Genomic DNA, 15,331 nt, shown 5'->3' with positions numbered 1-15,331 from the left:
AAATATAACCGGAATATTATAAAGTAATAAGTTTTAAGACTGAAGTTTTCCACAAAAAAATCCGGCACACCAAAAATTTGGAAATGCCGGAAATTGTAAGACAAATATAATTGTATACTACTTCTGCGGTTTGTTATTTCATAGCAAAATACTCTACACCGTGCTCATCTTCGGCATCTACTCTGTCGTGATGTCTGTGATAGTCACCATAGTAATCGTTGTATTTCTTCTGTTTTTTTTCCAATATCTTCTTGATTCCGATAAAACTTAATGCAGCCAGAAGGCCTATTCCTCCTGCAAGTAAAATTCCTGCTTCTTTTTTCATATTATGAAATTTTTTGTTTTAGACGAAAGCAAATAATGTACCTTTTGAAATGGCGGCAATAATAAATTTTGTTAAAGAACAGATTTTTATATCCATCTTTTGTGGTTTGATAATTGTAGTTTGAAACTAAAAATATTATTATGGAAAACAAAGATACAGGTGACCAAATGACCACGCTCAGCCAGGTAATGACCAGACTCGCCCAGAGAGGAATTCACAGAGAATACAGAATGGATGAGGAAGGAAATATGAAACTGGACAATTCTGAAAGAACATACGAACCATCCAATCTCACTATTTTAAGAACCTACCGCTTCGAGGGCGACAGCAATCCGGCAGACAGTGCCGTACTTTATGTAGTGAAAGACCACGAGAGAAACATCGGTTTTATTTTAGATTCCTATGGTGCAGAAAGCAATTATCCCGGACATAAATTTGATGAATTTTTAAGAGATATTCCGGTAGAAGAAGACGATGAATTCAGTATTGACTGAAACAAATTTTATAAAATTAAATCCGAAACTGATTACTTAGTTTCGGATTTTTCTTTTTTCCTGAATACGCCTTTCATAAAACCTTTTTTCTTTGGAGGTTCTTCTGTTTTCGATGGAGATTTTGCATCGTCTTTCACAGATTTTGTTACATCTTTTACAGTTTCCGTAGTTTTAGCAAGGCTTTCGCCGATGAGCGTTTTCTTCAGGCCGTCTTCAATCCCTTTCCAGAACATATTGAAGAACGATTTTGTAGGATCACGTTCAACACCTTCCACTTCAACAGACTCAGGGAATTTGTCTGAAGTACTCTTAATGAAAACATTTGCGACGGCACTAAGCAGATTTTTCTTTGCCTTCGTCTGTTTATCTAAAAGGGCTATTTTTAAATCTTTATGTTTTAATTTAAAACTTCCGGCTAAACCTTTCGGATTACCTTTAAAATCAAAAAGCATTTCCTGAATCGTGCCGGTTGCAGAAACATTCATATACGGAACGATAAACGCATTCAGCGATGATGCAGGAATTCCCGTTGCGCGGCCGGCAATTCTGAAACGGTCGTTTTGATCTGCTGTATTAAAATTCCAGTTGACAGAAAGTGGCGATGCATTGAGGAAAGAGCAGTCGATTTTGATTTTAACTTCGGTCGGTTTTCCTTTCATTTTGGCAGAATTCAGATTTTGAACGTGCATATTGAAGTTGCTGAAAGTCAGTTTTCCCGGTCCGTCACTTTTTTTGGTATCTTCTTCGTATTCGAGATAAGAATTTTTAAGATATAAATGATCAACAAACATCGGGATGTTGATCGATCTCAACATTTTAGAATATAAAGGCTTTATTTTCGGATCATCCGCAGGAACTTTACTTCTGAAAATATTGGCATTGGCATTTGAAATTGTTACGTTACTTGCATGAATCGATTTGTTTTCCGAGAAGAAATCCCAGTCGCCGGCAGCAGAAATCTGAGCAAATTTAAGATCATACAGATCACTTTCAACCGGAATCATTTTAATAAACTGAGCTCTTGAAACCAGTGGCTTCATTGCGAAATTACTGATGAGCGCCTTGTTTTTAGCTAAGTTTAAATTTCCGACAGTCATCAGATAAAATTTTGTTTTATAGGAAAAATTGGATGAGGAAAGACTGTAATCTTTTACTTTAAAGGCGAGACCTGAATTGTCTGATTTTGGAGCAATTTCCAGATTGCTGATTTGCGCATTGAGATGCTTGAATGATAACGGCTGATTATCTTTATCTAAAGTAAAATCTGAATTTTTAAGCTGAATACTTCTGATCGTTACAGGAAACTGAATACCTGCAAAATTTTGCTTTTTCTTCACTGCCTTTTCGCCAGAAGGAATGTATACCCCGGCAACGCCGTCCACCAGGACATTTTTTACATCCAGATTGAGTTTTTTGTCTTCAATCTTCCAGTCGTTAATATTGAACGCAATTTGTTTAAGTTTTAAATCAGTTTTATTGCCCGGATTTGTAACTGCAATTTCACTGAACGAGCCATTTTTAGGATTAATATTAACGTTTTTAAAATGAATATGGTCATTGGCAGCCAGCAAAACATCCTCACCACTAAATTTAAAACCGCTACAATGCACAGGAATTACCTGAGATGAAGTCTCTTTATTAAAAACAAGATCATTGACCGAAAGATTTAGTTTTTTTGCCAGCAAAAGGTCGGTTCCGTCTGGTTTTATAAGCTGAGCAGATGCGTTGGTAATCTGAAGGGCTTTCAGATCAATATCAAAATTGAACGGCTTTTTTTCTTTTTTGGAAGCGACAGCATTGTTGGTGTAAACCAAAAAACGCGGGTTGATAAAATGAGCACCGGAAAGCGAAACTTTATTTTTTTTTAAAGCAATATCCTTAAAATTCATCTGCGGAATGGCTAACTCTAAAAGCTTCTTCTGGTTGGGAAAATTCTTTTTAAATTCATCGAAACTCACCAACGGTTTCAGGTAAAAATTTTCTACAGACATCTGTCCGTCTCTCGTCGTAATTTTCGCAATGGTAAGCTGATGAATTTTATTCGGCTGAAAAAAGAAATTCTCTCCGCGAATGCTGTAGCTGTCGAAAACTACAGGCAGTTTATCTTCCACTACATCTTCGGTTGTTTCAAGATTTTCTACAATTAAATCTAAATTCTGAACACTTAAAAACTTTTCTTTTGTTGGTTTAAAAACCGTTATTTTACCATTTCTGATTCTTATATTTTCAAAGGAAACCGGATTTTTCTTTTTCCCAGTTTTCTTATCAACAGCATCAGCCAGTGTAATTTCAAGATTCGGATTTGCCAAAAGGAGATCGGTAGAACTGATTTTTTTATTGAATACTGCATCAAAAATTCCAAAACGGCTGATTTTCAAAGTATCAATACTTCCCTTCAAACCAATCACCTGTGTGTTTGTCGGATTTTTGGATTCTACTTTAATCGCGGAAGCAAAAATATTTCCGGTCATAAGATCCACATCCATCCTTTTATACGATACTTTGTAGTCTGTATTTTTTTTAATGTAATCAGGAAGCTGGGTTTTGAGCCAGATATTGAGAGCAAAATTGGCAATCAGAATCAGTCCGAAGAAAATTCCAAGACCTATTAAAAGCTTTCTAACCCAGGGTTTTTTCATGATTTATTTCTGTTGAATTATTGATTTTCACTTATTACTTGGTGAAACTAACTATTCCTGTATTTGTTATTTATTGATGACGGGAATTTCAGAATGTTCCATTACATTTTTTCTAGTTAGGTTTGATTTTAAAACTTTTCCTTTAGCATCAATCTGAAAATAAGCATTTCCGCTTCTTGCATAAATTCTTGGCTCTTGATTATCATATCTGTAGAAATCATTTAGATTAGGATAAATTTCATCATAAATAAAATCACATAAAATTTTTCCTTCTTCATTTATAATCCCAGCTTTGTTTTGTTTCTTAGCGAAAATTAAGCCATTGAGATAACTAAATTTATCATAAATCGGTGGTATCGTAATTTTTAAAGTTTCGTGATTAATTAAACCTGTTTTTCCATTTTTTACAATAAATTTAGAATGTCGTGGTCCATATTCAGTCCAATTTGAGATTTCATCGTATTCCAACGGAAGAATTATTTTTTTGTCGATATTAATAATCCCAAATTTTTTGTTCTTGGAAACAATAAAATAACTATGATTATCGAAAATGGGTACAATCAAATTATATCCGTCAATTAGCACTTTGTTATTGATGTTAATTACTTTATTGTCTGCAATAAACAAATTCTTTTTACTTAGTTCTTCATCATCAAATTTATCATAGAGCGGGTATATTTCGTGGTATTGAAGAGGAATTTTGATCTGTCCCTTTTCATCAATGATTCCAAAACTATCCCCAATTGCAACACTCAGAAATGGTGTTCCCTCAATTTCATCCATTCTGTCATATACAAAAGGTATCAAAGTTTCACCTTGCCAATCAACCATTCCAAACTTATTTTTCAGATTTTTAAAAATTATGATTGGATCATCTATTGTAAAATCATTGTAAACAGGCTCATAAGAAAGTCCTATTTCTTTGAGTTCCTTATTTAAAATGTGATAAATTTTTCCTTTTCTTGCATTATAATATTCGGAATAAACTCCATGACTGGTATCGTAAGGTTCTATAAAGTCATATTCTAGGGGAATTTTAAATTCACCATTGGTCTTTATCATTCCATACTTCCCGTTTCTTTTGACAATCGCATTTTTGAAGGTATCGAATACACTTGCAGAATCAAATTTATTATTTGGAAACGCAGCTTGAGCTTTTAAATTTATAAATTCAAATTTGCCGTCTCTTTCCACAAGAGCTGCACCATTTTTAAAATAGGTAGAAGCATCTCTTTTAAAAAAATCTTTAGAAAAATCTGTAATGTCTGTACGATGAATTTTATCATAAATAAAATCTGCAAGTTGCTTACCTTGATTATCGAAAACAGCCCACTTCCCGTTTTTCTTTACAATTACATTAGTATCGAGCATTTGCTGATCAACTTCGGGATATATAATTGGAATAATCTCATTACCTTTCTTATTTATAAATCCCCACTTGCCGCTTTTTTGAACAGCGCATAAGCCACTTGATCTAAAATAATCAACCTTATCATACTGAGGAGGAATCACAAATTGCCCTTGAATATTAATAAATCCCCATTTTTGCTTTTTTCTGGCAGAAGCAAGTCCTTCAGAAAAAATGTTGATTGCTTCAAAATCTCCTTCTAATTTTAAATTTTTTTTTGTGATGAAAAATTCTTTGCCATTATTTTTCGCATATGCCAATCCATTTTCAAAAGGATTCAAAAAATCATATTCAAAAGGAATTATAACTAAACTGTCTTTATTTATGAATCCCCATTTATTTGGTTGATGAAGATTTACTCTAATCCAACCCGTCTCTTCATCTTTTTCGAAATATGAAATGTTTTTTCTTGACAAATCAATCATTTCCTGTGAATTTGAATTACAAGAAATAAAAAATAATACAACGATAAAGAACAGATTTTTCATTTTTTAAGAAATTTCCAGCTCAATGACATACCCTTCATGCCCTCTCACATTTATAAAGTTCCCACCTTCGAAGCTCAGATACTGTCCTTTAATTCCAACCAACTTTCCGGTAAACTCCGGTTTTTTATCTAAAGTGAAAGAAGTTATTTTTTCCGGTTTTGAAAAAGGATAATCAAACTTCCACATATTTTCACCTTCAGAATAGAACTTCTGGAAATCTTCAGGGAAATACTCTCTGATTTTCTGCTGAAAATCCTGCAAATCAATCTCATCTTCAAAATCGTCCTGAAGCATCTTGCGCCAGTTGGTTTTATCGGCAACATGCTCTTTCAGGGCAACTTCTATCATTCCCGCTTCGTAACGGTTTTCTGTTCTTGCAATCGGAAGTGCAAATGTGGCTCCCTGATCAATCCATCGTGTAGGAATTTGCGAGTTTCTGGTAACACCTACTTTCACATCGCCTGTGTAAGCTAAGTAAACAGTGTGCGGCTGCAGCTGAATTTGTTTTTCCACGTCAAGATCTCTTTCACCAACGCCCAAATGCGCTGTAGAAAGCTCCGGACGAATAATGGTATCACTGGCATACGGACTTTCGAAGAAACAGTTTTTGCAGAAACCCATTCTGTACACTGTTTTGTCCAATCCGCAGTTTACACACTGGTAACCTGTATATTTTATTGTCAGATTTTTTCCGAACAGCTCATTCATGTGAATCAGATCGCCGGAAAGATTGAGATAATATTGTATAGGCTGAGCATCAAAACTCGTCATTTTTAAAATTTGCCCTTGGAACTTCATAGTATTAAAATAAAAAAATAAAGGTATTGATTTTTATGCAAAAATATTTTTAAAATTATTTGTGGTATTTTAAAAATAAAATATATTTGTGAAAATAAAACACTTATTATTATGAAAAAAATCTATGCGATTCTATCGTTGTTTGCAACGATTTCTTTGTTTTCTCAAACAACAATCTACTCTGAAAATTTTGGCACACCTGCAGCAACAACCGTTCTGACGACCTATACTGGTTATCAAAACAGCAGTCCCATTGTTTATTCCGGTACGGCAGACGTCAGAACATCTACACCTTCGGAAGGATATACAGGAGCCAGCGGCAACGGATGTGTATTTTTAGGTGCCACTACTCTAGCATCAGGAAATCCGGCAAAAACTCTGATTATTGAAGGAGTCAATACCACGAATTTTACTGGTATAACAATGTCTTTGGGTCATCAAAAGAGCACCAATGCCGGAAGCAACGAATTGACAATTGAAGTGAGTTCAGACGGATCGAGCTGGTCGCCACTCACATACACACGACCTACCGGAACCGCAACATCAAACTGGATTTTGATCAATCCTACAGGAACAATACCGGCAACAGCAAATTTGAGAATAAAATTAACCAATGTTTTAGATTCTAATGTGGGTTTTAGAGTTGATGACATAAAACTTACAGGAACTGCGGTAAGTTTGGCTTCCAACGAAAGCAATAAGAAAGAATTTAAGATTTATCCTACTTTGGTTACAGACGGTAAGATTTATATTATGTCAGGTAAAAATTCTGATAAAAAAATAAAAATCTTCGATCAAATGGGAAGATTGCTTACTGAAAAGACGATTAAACATGAACTCAACATTTCTGAATTTCCAAAAGGAAATTACATTTTAAATGTAGAAGAAAATCATAATTTGGTATCCCAAAAAATCGTAATTAAGTAATCATAATATTTATTCAAGAAAAAGAATCTCAGTTTTTTTATTGAGATTCTTTTTTAGTTTATGAATATATTTGTGGAAGAAATTTAGCCATGACATATCTCATTACCGGCGGAAGCGGATTTATCGGTTCTCATCTAATAGAAAACCTGTTGAAAAACGGACATTCTGTCATCAGCATCGATAATTTTGATGATTTCTACGATTATAAAATCAAAATCAGGAATACTTTAGAATCTGTAGGTTTCAATTCTTCATTTAATTTTAAAGATAAACTAAATGATATTCAGGCTCTGACTGAACAGACAAAATCTGAACGTTTCCAGCTTTACAACGTTGATATCAGAGATAAAAACGGTTTAGAAGAAATTTTTAAAAATCATACAATTGATTTAATAATTCATCTCGCTGCACTTGCCGGCGTGAGACCATCCATCGAAAGGCCGTTAGATTATGAGGAAGTCAATATCAAAGGAACCATGCATCTGTGGGAGCTGGCGAAAGATTTCGGGATTAAAAAAATGATCTGCGCTTCATCATCCAGCATTTACGGTAACAACGAAAAAATACCTTTTTCAGAAAGTGACGCCGTTGACCAACCTATTTCTCCCTATGCCGCCACAAAAAGAGCTGTTGAAATCTTAGGCAATGTTTATCACAGTCTGTATAAAATCGACATGATTCATTTGAGATTTTTTACTGTTTACGGTCCGAGACAACGCCCCGATCTTGCCATTCATAAATTCACAAAACTTATTTCTGAAAATAAAGAAATCCCGTTCTATGGCGACGGATCCACCGCACGGGATTATACTTTTATAGACGACATCATCCATGGAATTATTGGTTCAATAGAATATTTGGAGAACAGTGACAGGGCTTATGAAATTATTAATTTAGGTGAAAACGAAGTGATCACACTCAACGAAATGGTCGCTACGTTAGAAAAAGCTTTGGGACAGACAGCAAACCGAAAAAATCTGCCAATGCAGGCCGGTGATGTCACAAAAACGAACGCAGATATTGCCAAAGCAGCCACATTATTGGCTTATAAACCTACTGCAAACTTCCAAAATGGCATAAAAATTTTCGTGGAATGGTTTTTGAGAAATCGAGAACAGAATAGCTGACAGAGTGTGTAAATACTTCACGCTGTTCATAAATATTTAACAAAAAGAATTGAAAATCAAGTATAAAAAAGGCTATAATATAACCTAATTTTATACTTTTGCAAAAATTAAAATATTATGTACTGGACATTAGAATTAGCATCCTACTTAAGTGACGCGCCTTGGCCAATGACAAAGGCAGAATTGATCGACTACGCAATCAGAACCGGTGCACCGATGGAGGTGGTAGAAAATCTTCAGGCTATCGAAGATGAAGGTGAAGTTTACGATGCCATCGACGAAATCTGGAGCGACTATCCTACAGACGAGGATTATCTTTGGAACGAAGACGAATATTAAGATAGCAACAGCTGATGGCTTCCGTCATTGGCTTTTTTATATAATTACTAACGCAATTAGCCACAGGTTATTTGCTAAAAGCTAAATAAATGAGTTTTTTAAACAAAGTTCTTAAAGGGTTTTTGGGAGACAAGAAAGCGCAGGACCTAAAGGAAGTAAAAAAAGTTGTAACAAAAATCAAAGCTGTTGAGCCTGGAATTCAGCAATTGTCTGATGATGGTTTAAGAGAAAAAACGGCCGAGTTTAAAGAAAATATCAGTTCTGCAACCAGCAAAATTACTGCTCAGGTTGAAGAAACAAAAGAGCTTATCAAAAACTCAACTAATGTTGACGAAAAAGAAGCTTTATTCTCAAAAATCGACACACTGAAGAAAGAATCGTACGAAATTGAAGAGAAAGTACTTCTTCAGATTCTTCCGGAAGTTTTTGCTTTAGTAAAAGAAACAGCAAGACGATGGGCTGAAAACGGAGAAATCCGTGTGACGGCTACAGAATGGGACAGACAACTGGCTGCCTCTGGAAAAGATTTTGTAGAAATTCAGGGTGACCAGGCGGTTTGGAAAAACCATTGGGATGCTGCCGGAACTCCGGTAAACTGGGATATGGTACATTACGATGTGCAGTTTATTGGTGGGGTTATTCTTCACAGCGGTAAAATTGCCGAGATGGCAACCGGTGAAGGTAAAACTTTGGTAGGAACACTTCCTATTTTCCTTAATGCTCTGCCAGGGAGAGGCGTACACGTGGTAACCGTGAATGATTATTTGGCAAAACGTGACTCCGCGTGGATGGGACCATTGTACCAGTTCCACGGAATGTCTATCGACTGTATCGACAATCATCAGCCGAATTCAGACGGAAGAAGAAAAGCATACAATTCAGACATTACCTACGGAACGAATAACGAATTTGGTTTTGATTACCTGAGAGACAACATGGTGAGCTCTCCGACAGAATTGGTTCAGAGAGAATTAAACTTTGCCATTGTGGATGAGGTAGATTCAGTTTTGGTAGATGATGCAAGAACGCCGTTGATTATTTCCGGACCGGTACCTCAGGGTGACAGACAGGAATTTGATGTTCTGAAACCTTCTATCGACAGAATTGTTGAGGTTCAGAAAAAAACAGTTTCTGCAATATTTAATGAAGCTAAAAAATTAATCGCTGCCGGAAATACCAAGGAAGGTGGGTTTAAATTACTTCAGGCTTACAGAGGTCTTCCGAAAAACAGACAGCTGATTAAATTCTTATCAGAAAGCGGAAACCGTGCATTGCTTCAGAAAGTTGAGGCTCAGTACATGGCAGACAACAACCGCGAAATGCCGACGGTTGATAAAGATCTATACTTCGTTATTGAAGAAAAAAATAATCAGGTAGACCTTACAGACAAAGGTGTAGAATACATGTCTCAGGGGAATTCAGATAATAACTTCTTTGTACTTCCTGATATCGGAACTGAAATCGCAGAGGTTGAAGCTAAAAATTTATCTAAAGAAGAAGAATTTGAAGCTAAAGAAAGACTTTTTGCAGATTTTGCTGAGAAATCAGAGAGAGTTCACACCATGAGTCAGTTGCTTAAAGCTTACACATTGTTTGAAAAAGATGATGAGTATGTTGTAATCGACGGTGAAGTAAAAATCGTTGACGAGCAGACTGGCCGTATTATGGAAGGTCGCCGTTATTCAGATGGTTTGCACCAGGCGATTGAAGCTAAAGAAAGTGTAAAAATCGAAGCGGCAACGCAGACTTTTGCTACCGTAACCCTTCAGAACTATTTCCGTATGTACAACAAACTTGCGGGGATGACGGGTACAGCTGAAACTGAAGCAGGTGAACTTTGGCAGATTTATAAATTAGACGTTGTGGTAATTCCTACCAACCGTCAAATTTTGAGAAATGACAAACAGGATTTGGTTTTCAAAACCAACAGAGAAAAATACAATGCCGTAATTGAAGAAGTTGAGCAGTTAACAGCTGCAGGAAGACCTGTTTTGGTCGGTACAACATCGGTTGAGATTTCTCAGTTGCTTTCAAAAGCACTTCAGTTAAGAAAAATTCCACACCAGGTTTTAAATGCGAAACTTCACAAGAAAGAAGCGGAAATCGTTGCAGGAGCTGGACAGCCGGGAGTTGTAACTATTGCAACCAACATGGCAGGTCGTGGAACGGATATTAAACTTTCAAAAGAAGTGAAAGAATCCGGTGGTTTAGCAATTATCGGTACAGAAAGACACGATTCAAGACGTGTGGACAGACAGTTGAGAGGTAGAGCGGGGCGTCAGGGAGATCCTGGAAGTTCGCAGTTCTATGTTTCTTTGGAAGACAACTTAATGCGTTTATTCGGTTCTGAAAGAATTGCTAAAATGATGGACAGAATGGGTCATAAAGAAGGTGAAGTAATTCAGCATTCTATGATTTCAAAATCTATTGAGAGAGCTCAGAAAAAAGTGGAGGAAAACAACTTCGGAACAAGAAAAAGACTTCTTGAGTACGATGATGTCATGAACAAGCAGCGTGATGTCATCTACAAAAGAAGAAAGAACGCACTTTTTGGAGATCACCTGAAGTATGACATCACAAATATGATTTTCGATGTTGCCAATTCTATCGTTGCGAAAGGAAAAGCTACCGGAAGTTATAAAGAATTTGAGTACGAAATCATCAAAACTTTCACAATGGAATCTCCAGTTTCAGAGGACGATTTCAAAGCTAAGACTGTTGCAGATCTTACGAATACTTTGTTCAGCGCAGCTCAGGAAGATTACAACATGAAACTGAATCTGTTGAAAGAAAAATCTTTCCCGATTATAGAAAATGTTTTCCAGACGCAGGGTTCAATGTTTAAAATGATTCAGGTTCCTTTCACAGACGGTATCAAAACAATGACAATTGTTACTGATTTGAAAGAAGCTTATGATTCTAAATGTGAAACCATGATCAACGATTTTGAAAAGAACATCACTCTTTCCATCATCGATGAAAACTGGAAACTTCACCTCCGTGAAATGGATGATTTGAGAAAATCTTCTCAGGGAGCTGTTTACGAGCAGAAAGATCCGTTGGTAATTTATAAACAGGAATCTTTCCACCTTTTCAGTGAAATGATCGATAAATTAAACAGAGAAATTATTTCATTCTTATACAAAGGAGAGATTCCTGCATAAGAGATAAATTTCATTTTATATAAAAACCGTTTCTTTTGAGACGGTTTTTTTGTTATTTACTGAATATTAATTGTGATTTAAATATGACAAATATCAATTTTAAGATTTATTTAGAATAATTAAAAAGAATATATTTGCAGAAAATTAAGTCTACATGAATAAGCTATTGATTTGTGCTTCACTATTAGGAACAGTGTTCGCATTTGCACAGGAAAAAGATTCTGCCAACTCCAAAAATATAGAAGAAGTTATCATTAATACCGTACTTAAGAAGGATAGTGAGTACTCAAACAAAATGCCTTTAAAAGCTATTGAAGATCCTCAGGTTCTATCTTCAGTGAGCAGAGTTGCTCTGGAAAATCAGGCAATCTTTACTGTAGATGACGCTTACAGAAACGTAACTGGTTTGCAAAAAATGTGGAATGCTACAAGCAGAGCGGGCGACGGAGGTGCATTTGTAGTTTTGAGAGGTTTTGTATCTAGCAGTTCTATGAGAAACGGCTTAGTATCTCCTGTTACAACAACGGTTGATGCTATTAATTTAGAAAAATTAGAAGTTTTAAAAGGCCCTTCAGGAACTTTGTATGGAAGTAATGTTGCTTCTTACGGCGGTCTTATCAACAGAGTTACCAAAAAACCAAACGAAACTTTTGGTGGAAATGTTTCTTTAATGGCTGGAAGCTATAATACTTACAGAGCACAGGCTGATTTAAATACCCCTCTTACACAGGATAAAAAACTTCTATTAAGAATAAACACGGCTTACACGAACGAGGGTAGCTTTCAGAAAACAGATCAGAAAAATTCTTTCTTCGCATTTACGCCATCTCTTACGTACAATGCTTCAGATAAATTACAGTTTAATGTAGAATACGAAATGTTCAACACCAGAGCGGTTGGTGAGCAGTTATTTTTCTATCTTTCACCTAATGCATTAGGCGGAATAGACAATATGCTTGATCTGGAGAAAAAAGGTCTGGATTATAAGCAGTCTTATTTAGGAGATGATCTGTACACAACTGCAAGAGTAAATAACATCTTCGGTCAGATTAATTATAAAATCAACGACAATATCAGATCGTCTACTAATATCAATAATTCTCATAGCTATTCTGACGGTTTCGGGCCTTACTTTTCTGCTGGTGTTGTGGCAGATCAGGTATTTGTTAACAGATACGACCAGGGAACAAGAGACAGCAAAAAGTCATGGTTTCAGATTCAGCAGAATTTCAACTTAGATTATACTTTCGGAAACGGTATGAGAAACAGAACAGTTGCTGGTTTTGATTTCTTACAAACTAAAGACCGATCAAGATTTATTTACCTTACTGTAGATGGCGGATTTAATCCTGTTCCTGCAAACGGTGGAGATTACTCAGGATTCAACGGTACCGTGATGGGTAACCTTTACAGCAATCCCGGCAACATCGGCAACTATGATGTAAATTCAGATCTTAATACTTACAGTGGTTACGTGTCCAACGTATTTACCCCTGTTACCGGTCTAAATTTGGTAGTGGGAATCCGATATGAAAGCAATGAATCTAAGGGAGGTGATGTTTTCATGGTACCAACAGATCCGTACACTCAGTCTGCATGGTCGCCAAAAGCCGGTTTGGTTTATGAGATTGCCAAAGATAAATTCTCAGTTTTTGGAAATTATCAGAACAGCTTTAAAAGCAATGGATACTATACGTTTAATTCAGCCGGAAATATAGCTTTATCTGATCCCGAAAGAGCGAATCAGTTTGAAGGAGGTTTTAAAACCAATTTAATTAACGGAAAAATTAACGCAACAGTAAGTTATTACGACATTAAAGCTAAAAATTATCTTGTAACGACCGGCTATACTGCAAACAACAGAGCTATCCAAAATCAAACAGGTGAAATACACAGCAAAGGCATTGAGCTTGAAGTAAATGCTTATCTGGTAAAAGGATTCTCTTTAATCGGAGGTCTCGCATATAATGACACAGAAGATCTATCAACTGGTCTGAGACCTGCCACAGCCGGTTCGCATTGGTTAGGAAACTTTAATGCAAGCTACCAGTTTCTGGATGGAAGCCTTAAAGGTCTTGGATTTGGCGTTGGTGGAAACTATGCAGGTGAAAATAAAATTCTCAACAACCTTGAGACAGACGGAACAGTTACATCCTTTACCCTTCCTAAATTTTTTGTCCTGAACGCCAATGCATTTTTTGATGCTAAAAAATTCAGAATCGGAGTAAAAGTAGACAACTTTACCAATCAGCATTATTGGATTGGATATTCTACTGCAAACCCCCAAAAACTCATCAATGCCCTTGGAACGGTTACATACAAGTTCTAAAATCAAAAATTTATAAATTCGCTATTCCTGAAATTATTCGGGAATAGTTTTTTGTTTTAAGTCATGAGAAAAAAACATCACCATAAAAAGAAACCCTCCGCATTTAAAAAATGGACAGGCAAAATCCATCTCTGGCTGGGACTGTCCGTTGGGCTTATTATTTTTATCGTTTCCATCACCGGAACTCTGTTTGTCTTTAAAGATGAAGTGGAAAATTTCACAAGAAAAGAAGTCATCTACCACAACGAACAGAATATCGCTCAAAAGCAGGTATTGCCCATCCGTGTTCTGGAGAAAATGGTTGATGAACAGGTGAAAGAGAAATATAAAATCCATTGGGTGAATGTTCCCATTGATAAAAAAATGTCTTATCAGTTCTATTGGTACGAGCACAACACCACAGCCTGGAATTATTTTGATGAATTTCCTGTCTACAAATCAGCTTACGTCAATCCTTACACAGGAAAAGTTTTAGAGGTATTCGACGAGAAAAACGGCTTTTTTCAGATCGTAAAGTGCATTCACTGGAGCTTTTTGCTGAAGCAGGACTGGGGAAAATATGTTGTGGGAATTCCCGTTATTATCTTCGTCATTATGCTGATTTCAGGCATAATTCTTTGGTGGCCAAAAAACAAAGCTGCAAGAAAGCAAAGATTCTCATTCAAATGGAAAAATATTAAAAGCTGGAAAAGAAAAAACTATGATCTTCATAACGTCCTGGGTTTCTACGCCTCTATTTTTGCTTTAATCTTCTCAATTACCGGTTTATTTTATGCATTCTTTGTAGTTCAGGCGATGATTTATTTTGTTTTTTCGGGTGGCAGCACAGTCTATCCCGATTTTTCTCACATCACTACAAAAGCACCAGTTGAAATGAGAAACGAAACCACTTTAGACAAAGTCATTTCAACCGTTCATGCAAAATATCCAAGTTCTTACGGCTTTGCAATTGATTTGGGGCATCCGCACATGGATGACCATGAGCACCCGAATTTCTCAGTTTTTGTGAAGCATCTTTCCTACTCTTACCACAAGAACAGCAGTCTGATCTTCGATGAAAATTCTGGTGAACTGCTCCATACCTACAACCACGAAGACAAGAACTTTGGCGAAAAAACAGTAGCCGCGAATTACGACATCCACGTTGGATCTATTTTAGGATTACCTACAAAAATCATTGCATTTATTGTCAGTCTCATTTGCGCTTCACTTCCGGTTACCGGCTTTTTAATTTGGTGGGGACGGAGAAAAAAGACTAAAAAAACAATCCAGATTCTGAAATAAAATACGTTT

The 15,331-nt window shown here is 36.1% G+C and carries 11 protein-coding genes; 7 read left to right on the top strand and 4 right to left on the bottom strand.

Annotation, left to right across the window (positions count from 1 at the left end; all coding sequences use genetic code 11):
* Nucleotides 1-133: 133 nt before the first annotated feature.
* Nucleotides 134-325, bottom strand: coding sequence for a hypothetical protein (locus tag ASG21_RS17065; RefSeq protein WP_056083402.1), 192 nt, complete (start codon nucleotides 323-325; stop codon nucleotides 134-136).
* A gap of 140 nt (nucleotides 326-465) precedes the next feature.
* Here ASG21_RS17065 and ASG21_RS17060 point away from each other — a divergent pair, with 140 nt between their 5' ends.
* Nucleotides 466-819, top strand: coding sequence for a hypothetical protein (locus tag ASG21_RS17060; RefSeq protein WP_056083399.1), 354 nt, complete (start codon nucleotides 466-468; stop codon nucleotides 817-819).
* Between the two features lie 32 nt (nucleotides 820-851).
* Here ASG21_RS17060 and ASG21_RS17055 read toward each other — a convergent pair whose 3' ends face one another.
* The 3 genes from ASG21_RS17055 to ASG21_RS17045 form a co-directional block, all read right to left on the bottom strand.
* Entirely contained in the window at nucleotides 852-3,458 is a 2,607-nt protein-coding gene (locus ASG21_RS17055; protein ID WP_056083397.1) for a hypothetical protein, read from the bottom strand.
* A gap of 66 nt (nucleotides 3,459-3,524) precedes the next feature.
* Nucleotides 3,525-5,354, bottom strand: a complete 1,830-nt coding sequence (locus ASG21_RS17050; RefSeq protein ID WP_056083394.1) for a WG repeat-containing protein — start codon at nucleotides 5,352-5,354, stop codon at nucleotides 3,525-3,527.
* 3 nt (nucleotides 5,355-5,357) lie between these two features.
* Nucleotides 5,358-6,152 carry a DUF2797 domain-containing protein gene (locus tag ASG21_RS17045; RefSeq protein WP_056083390.1) on the bottom strand — a complete coding sequence of 265 codons (795 nt, stop codon included), beginning with the start codon at nucleotides 6,150-6,152 and terminating at the stop codon, nucleotides 5,358-5,360.
* A gap of 111 nt (nucleotides 6,153-6,263) precedes the next feature.
* Here ASG21_RS17045 and ASG21_RS17040 point away from each other — a divergent pair, with 111 nt between their 5' ends.
* The 6 genes from ASG21_RS17040 (at nucleotide 6,264) to ASG21_RS17015 (ending at nucleotide 15,322) form a co-directional block, all read left to right on the top strand.
* Nucleotides 6,264-7,079, top strand: a complete 816-nt coding sequence (locus tag ASG21_RS17040) for a T9SS type A sorting domain-containing protein (protein ID WP_056083386.1) — start codon at nucleotides 6,264-6,266, stop codon at nucleotides 7,077-7,079.
* Between the two features lie 89 nt (nucleotides 7,080-7,168).
* Entirely contained in the window at nucleotides 7,169-8,206 is a 1,038-nt protein-coding gene (locus ASG21_RS17035) for a GDP-mannose 4,6-dehydratase (RefSeq protein ID WP_056083383.1), read from the top strand.
* Between the two features lie 117 nt (nucleotides 8,207-8,323).
* Nucleotides 8,324-8,545, top strand: coding sequence for a DUF2795 domain-containing protein (locus ASG21_RS17030; protein WP_034709134.1), 222 nt, complete (start codon nucleotides 8,324-8,326; stop codon nucleotides 8,543-8,545).
* Between the two features lie 89 nt (nucleotides 8,546-8,634).
* Nucleotides 8,635-11,709, top strand: coding sequence for a preprotein translocase subunit SecA (gene secA, locus ASG21_RS17025; RefSeq protein WP_056083380.1), 3,075 nt, complete (start codon nucleotides 8,635-8,637; stop codon nucleotides 11,707-11,709).
* Nucleotides 11,710-11,863: 154 nt separating this feature from the next.
* Entirely contained in the window at nucleotides 11,864-14,038 is a 2,175-nt protein-coding gene (locus tag ASG21_RS17020; RefSeq protein WP_056083377.1) for a TonB-dependent receptor, read from the top strand.
* Nucleotides 14,039-14,101: 63 nt separating this feature from the next.
* A complete protein-coding gene (locus ASG21_RS17015; protein ID WP_056083374.1) occupies nucleotides 14,102-15,322 on the top strand; it encodes a PepSY-associated TM helix domain-containing protein in 1,221 nt (406 codons plus the stop codon).
* Nucleotides 15,323-15,331: the final 9 nt, after the last annotated feature.

The organism is Chryseobacterium sp. Leaf394, assembly GCF_001424105.1.
In the GTDB taxonomy this organism is placed as follows: Bacteria; Bacteroidota; Bacteroidia; order Flavobacteriales; family Weeksellaceae; genus Chryseobacterium.
This window is presented reverse-complemented; position numbering and strand designations above follow the sequence as displayed.

Bases quoted from the DNA above. Each gene is read 5' to 3' on its own strand.
- ASG21_RS17065 (WP_056083402.1), bottom strand. From the start codon at position 325: ATGAAAAAAGAAGCAGGAATTTTACTTGCAGGAGGAATAGGCCTTCTG.
- ASG21_RS17060 (WP_056083399.1), top strand. From the start codon at position 466: ATGGAAAACAAAGATACAGGTGACCAAATGACCACGCTCAGCCAGGTA.
- ASG21_RS17055 (WP_056083397.1), bottom strand. From the start codon at position 3,458: ATGAAAAAACCCTGGGTTAGAAAGCTTTTAATAGGTCTTGGAATTTTC.
- ASG21_RS17050 (WP_056083394.1), bottom strand. From the start codon at position 5,354: ATGAAAAATCTGTTCTTTATCGTTGTATTATTTTTTATTTCTTGTAAT.
- ASG21_RS17045 (WP_056083390.1), bottom strand. From the start codon at position 6,152: ATGAAGTTCCAAGGGCAAATTTTAAAAATGACGAGTTTTGATGCTCAG.
- ASG21_RS17040 (WP_056083386.1), top strand. From the start codon at position 6,264: ATGAAAAAAATCTATGCGATTCTATCGTTGTTTGCAACGATTTCTTTG.
- ASG21_RS17035 (WP_056083383.1), top strand. From the start codon at position 7,169: ATGACATATCTCATTACCGGCGGAAGCGGATTTATCGGTTCTCATCTA.
- ASG21_RS17030 (WP_034709134.1), top strand. From the start codon at position 8,324: ATGTACTGGACATTAGAATTAGCATCCTACTTAAGTGACGCGCCTTGG.
- secA (WP_056083380.1), top strand. From the start codon at position 8,635: ATGAGTTTTTTAAACAAAGTTCTTAAAGGGTTTTTGGGAGACAAGAAA.
- ASG21_RS17020 (WP_056083377.1), top strand. From the start codon at position 11,864: ATGAATAAGCTATTGATTTGTGCTTCACTATTAGGAACAGTGTTCGCA.
- ASG21_RS17015 (WP_056083374.1), top strand. From the start codon at position 14,102: ATGAGAAAAAAACATCACCATAAAAAGAAACCCTCCGCATTTAAAAAA.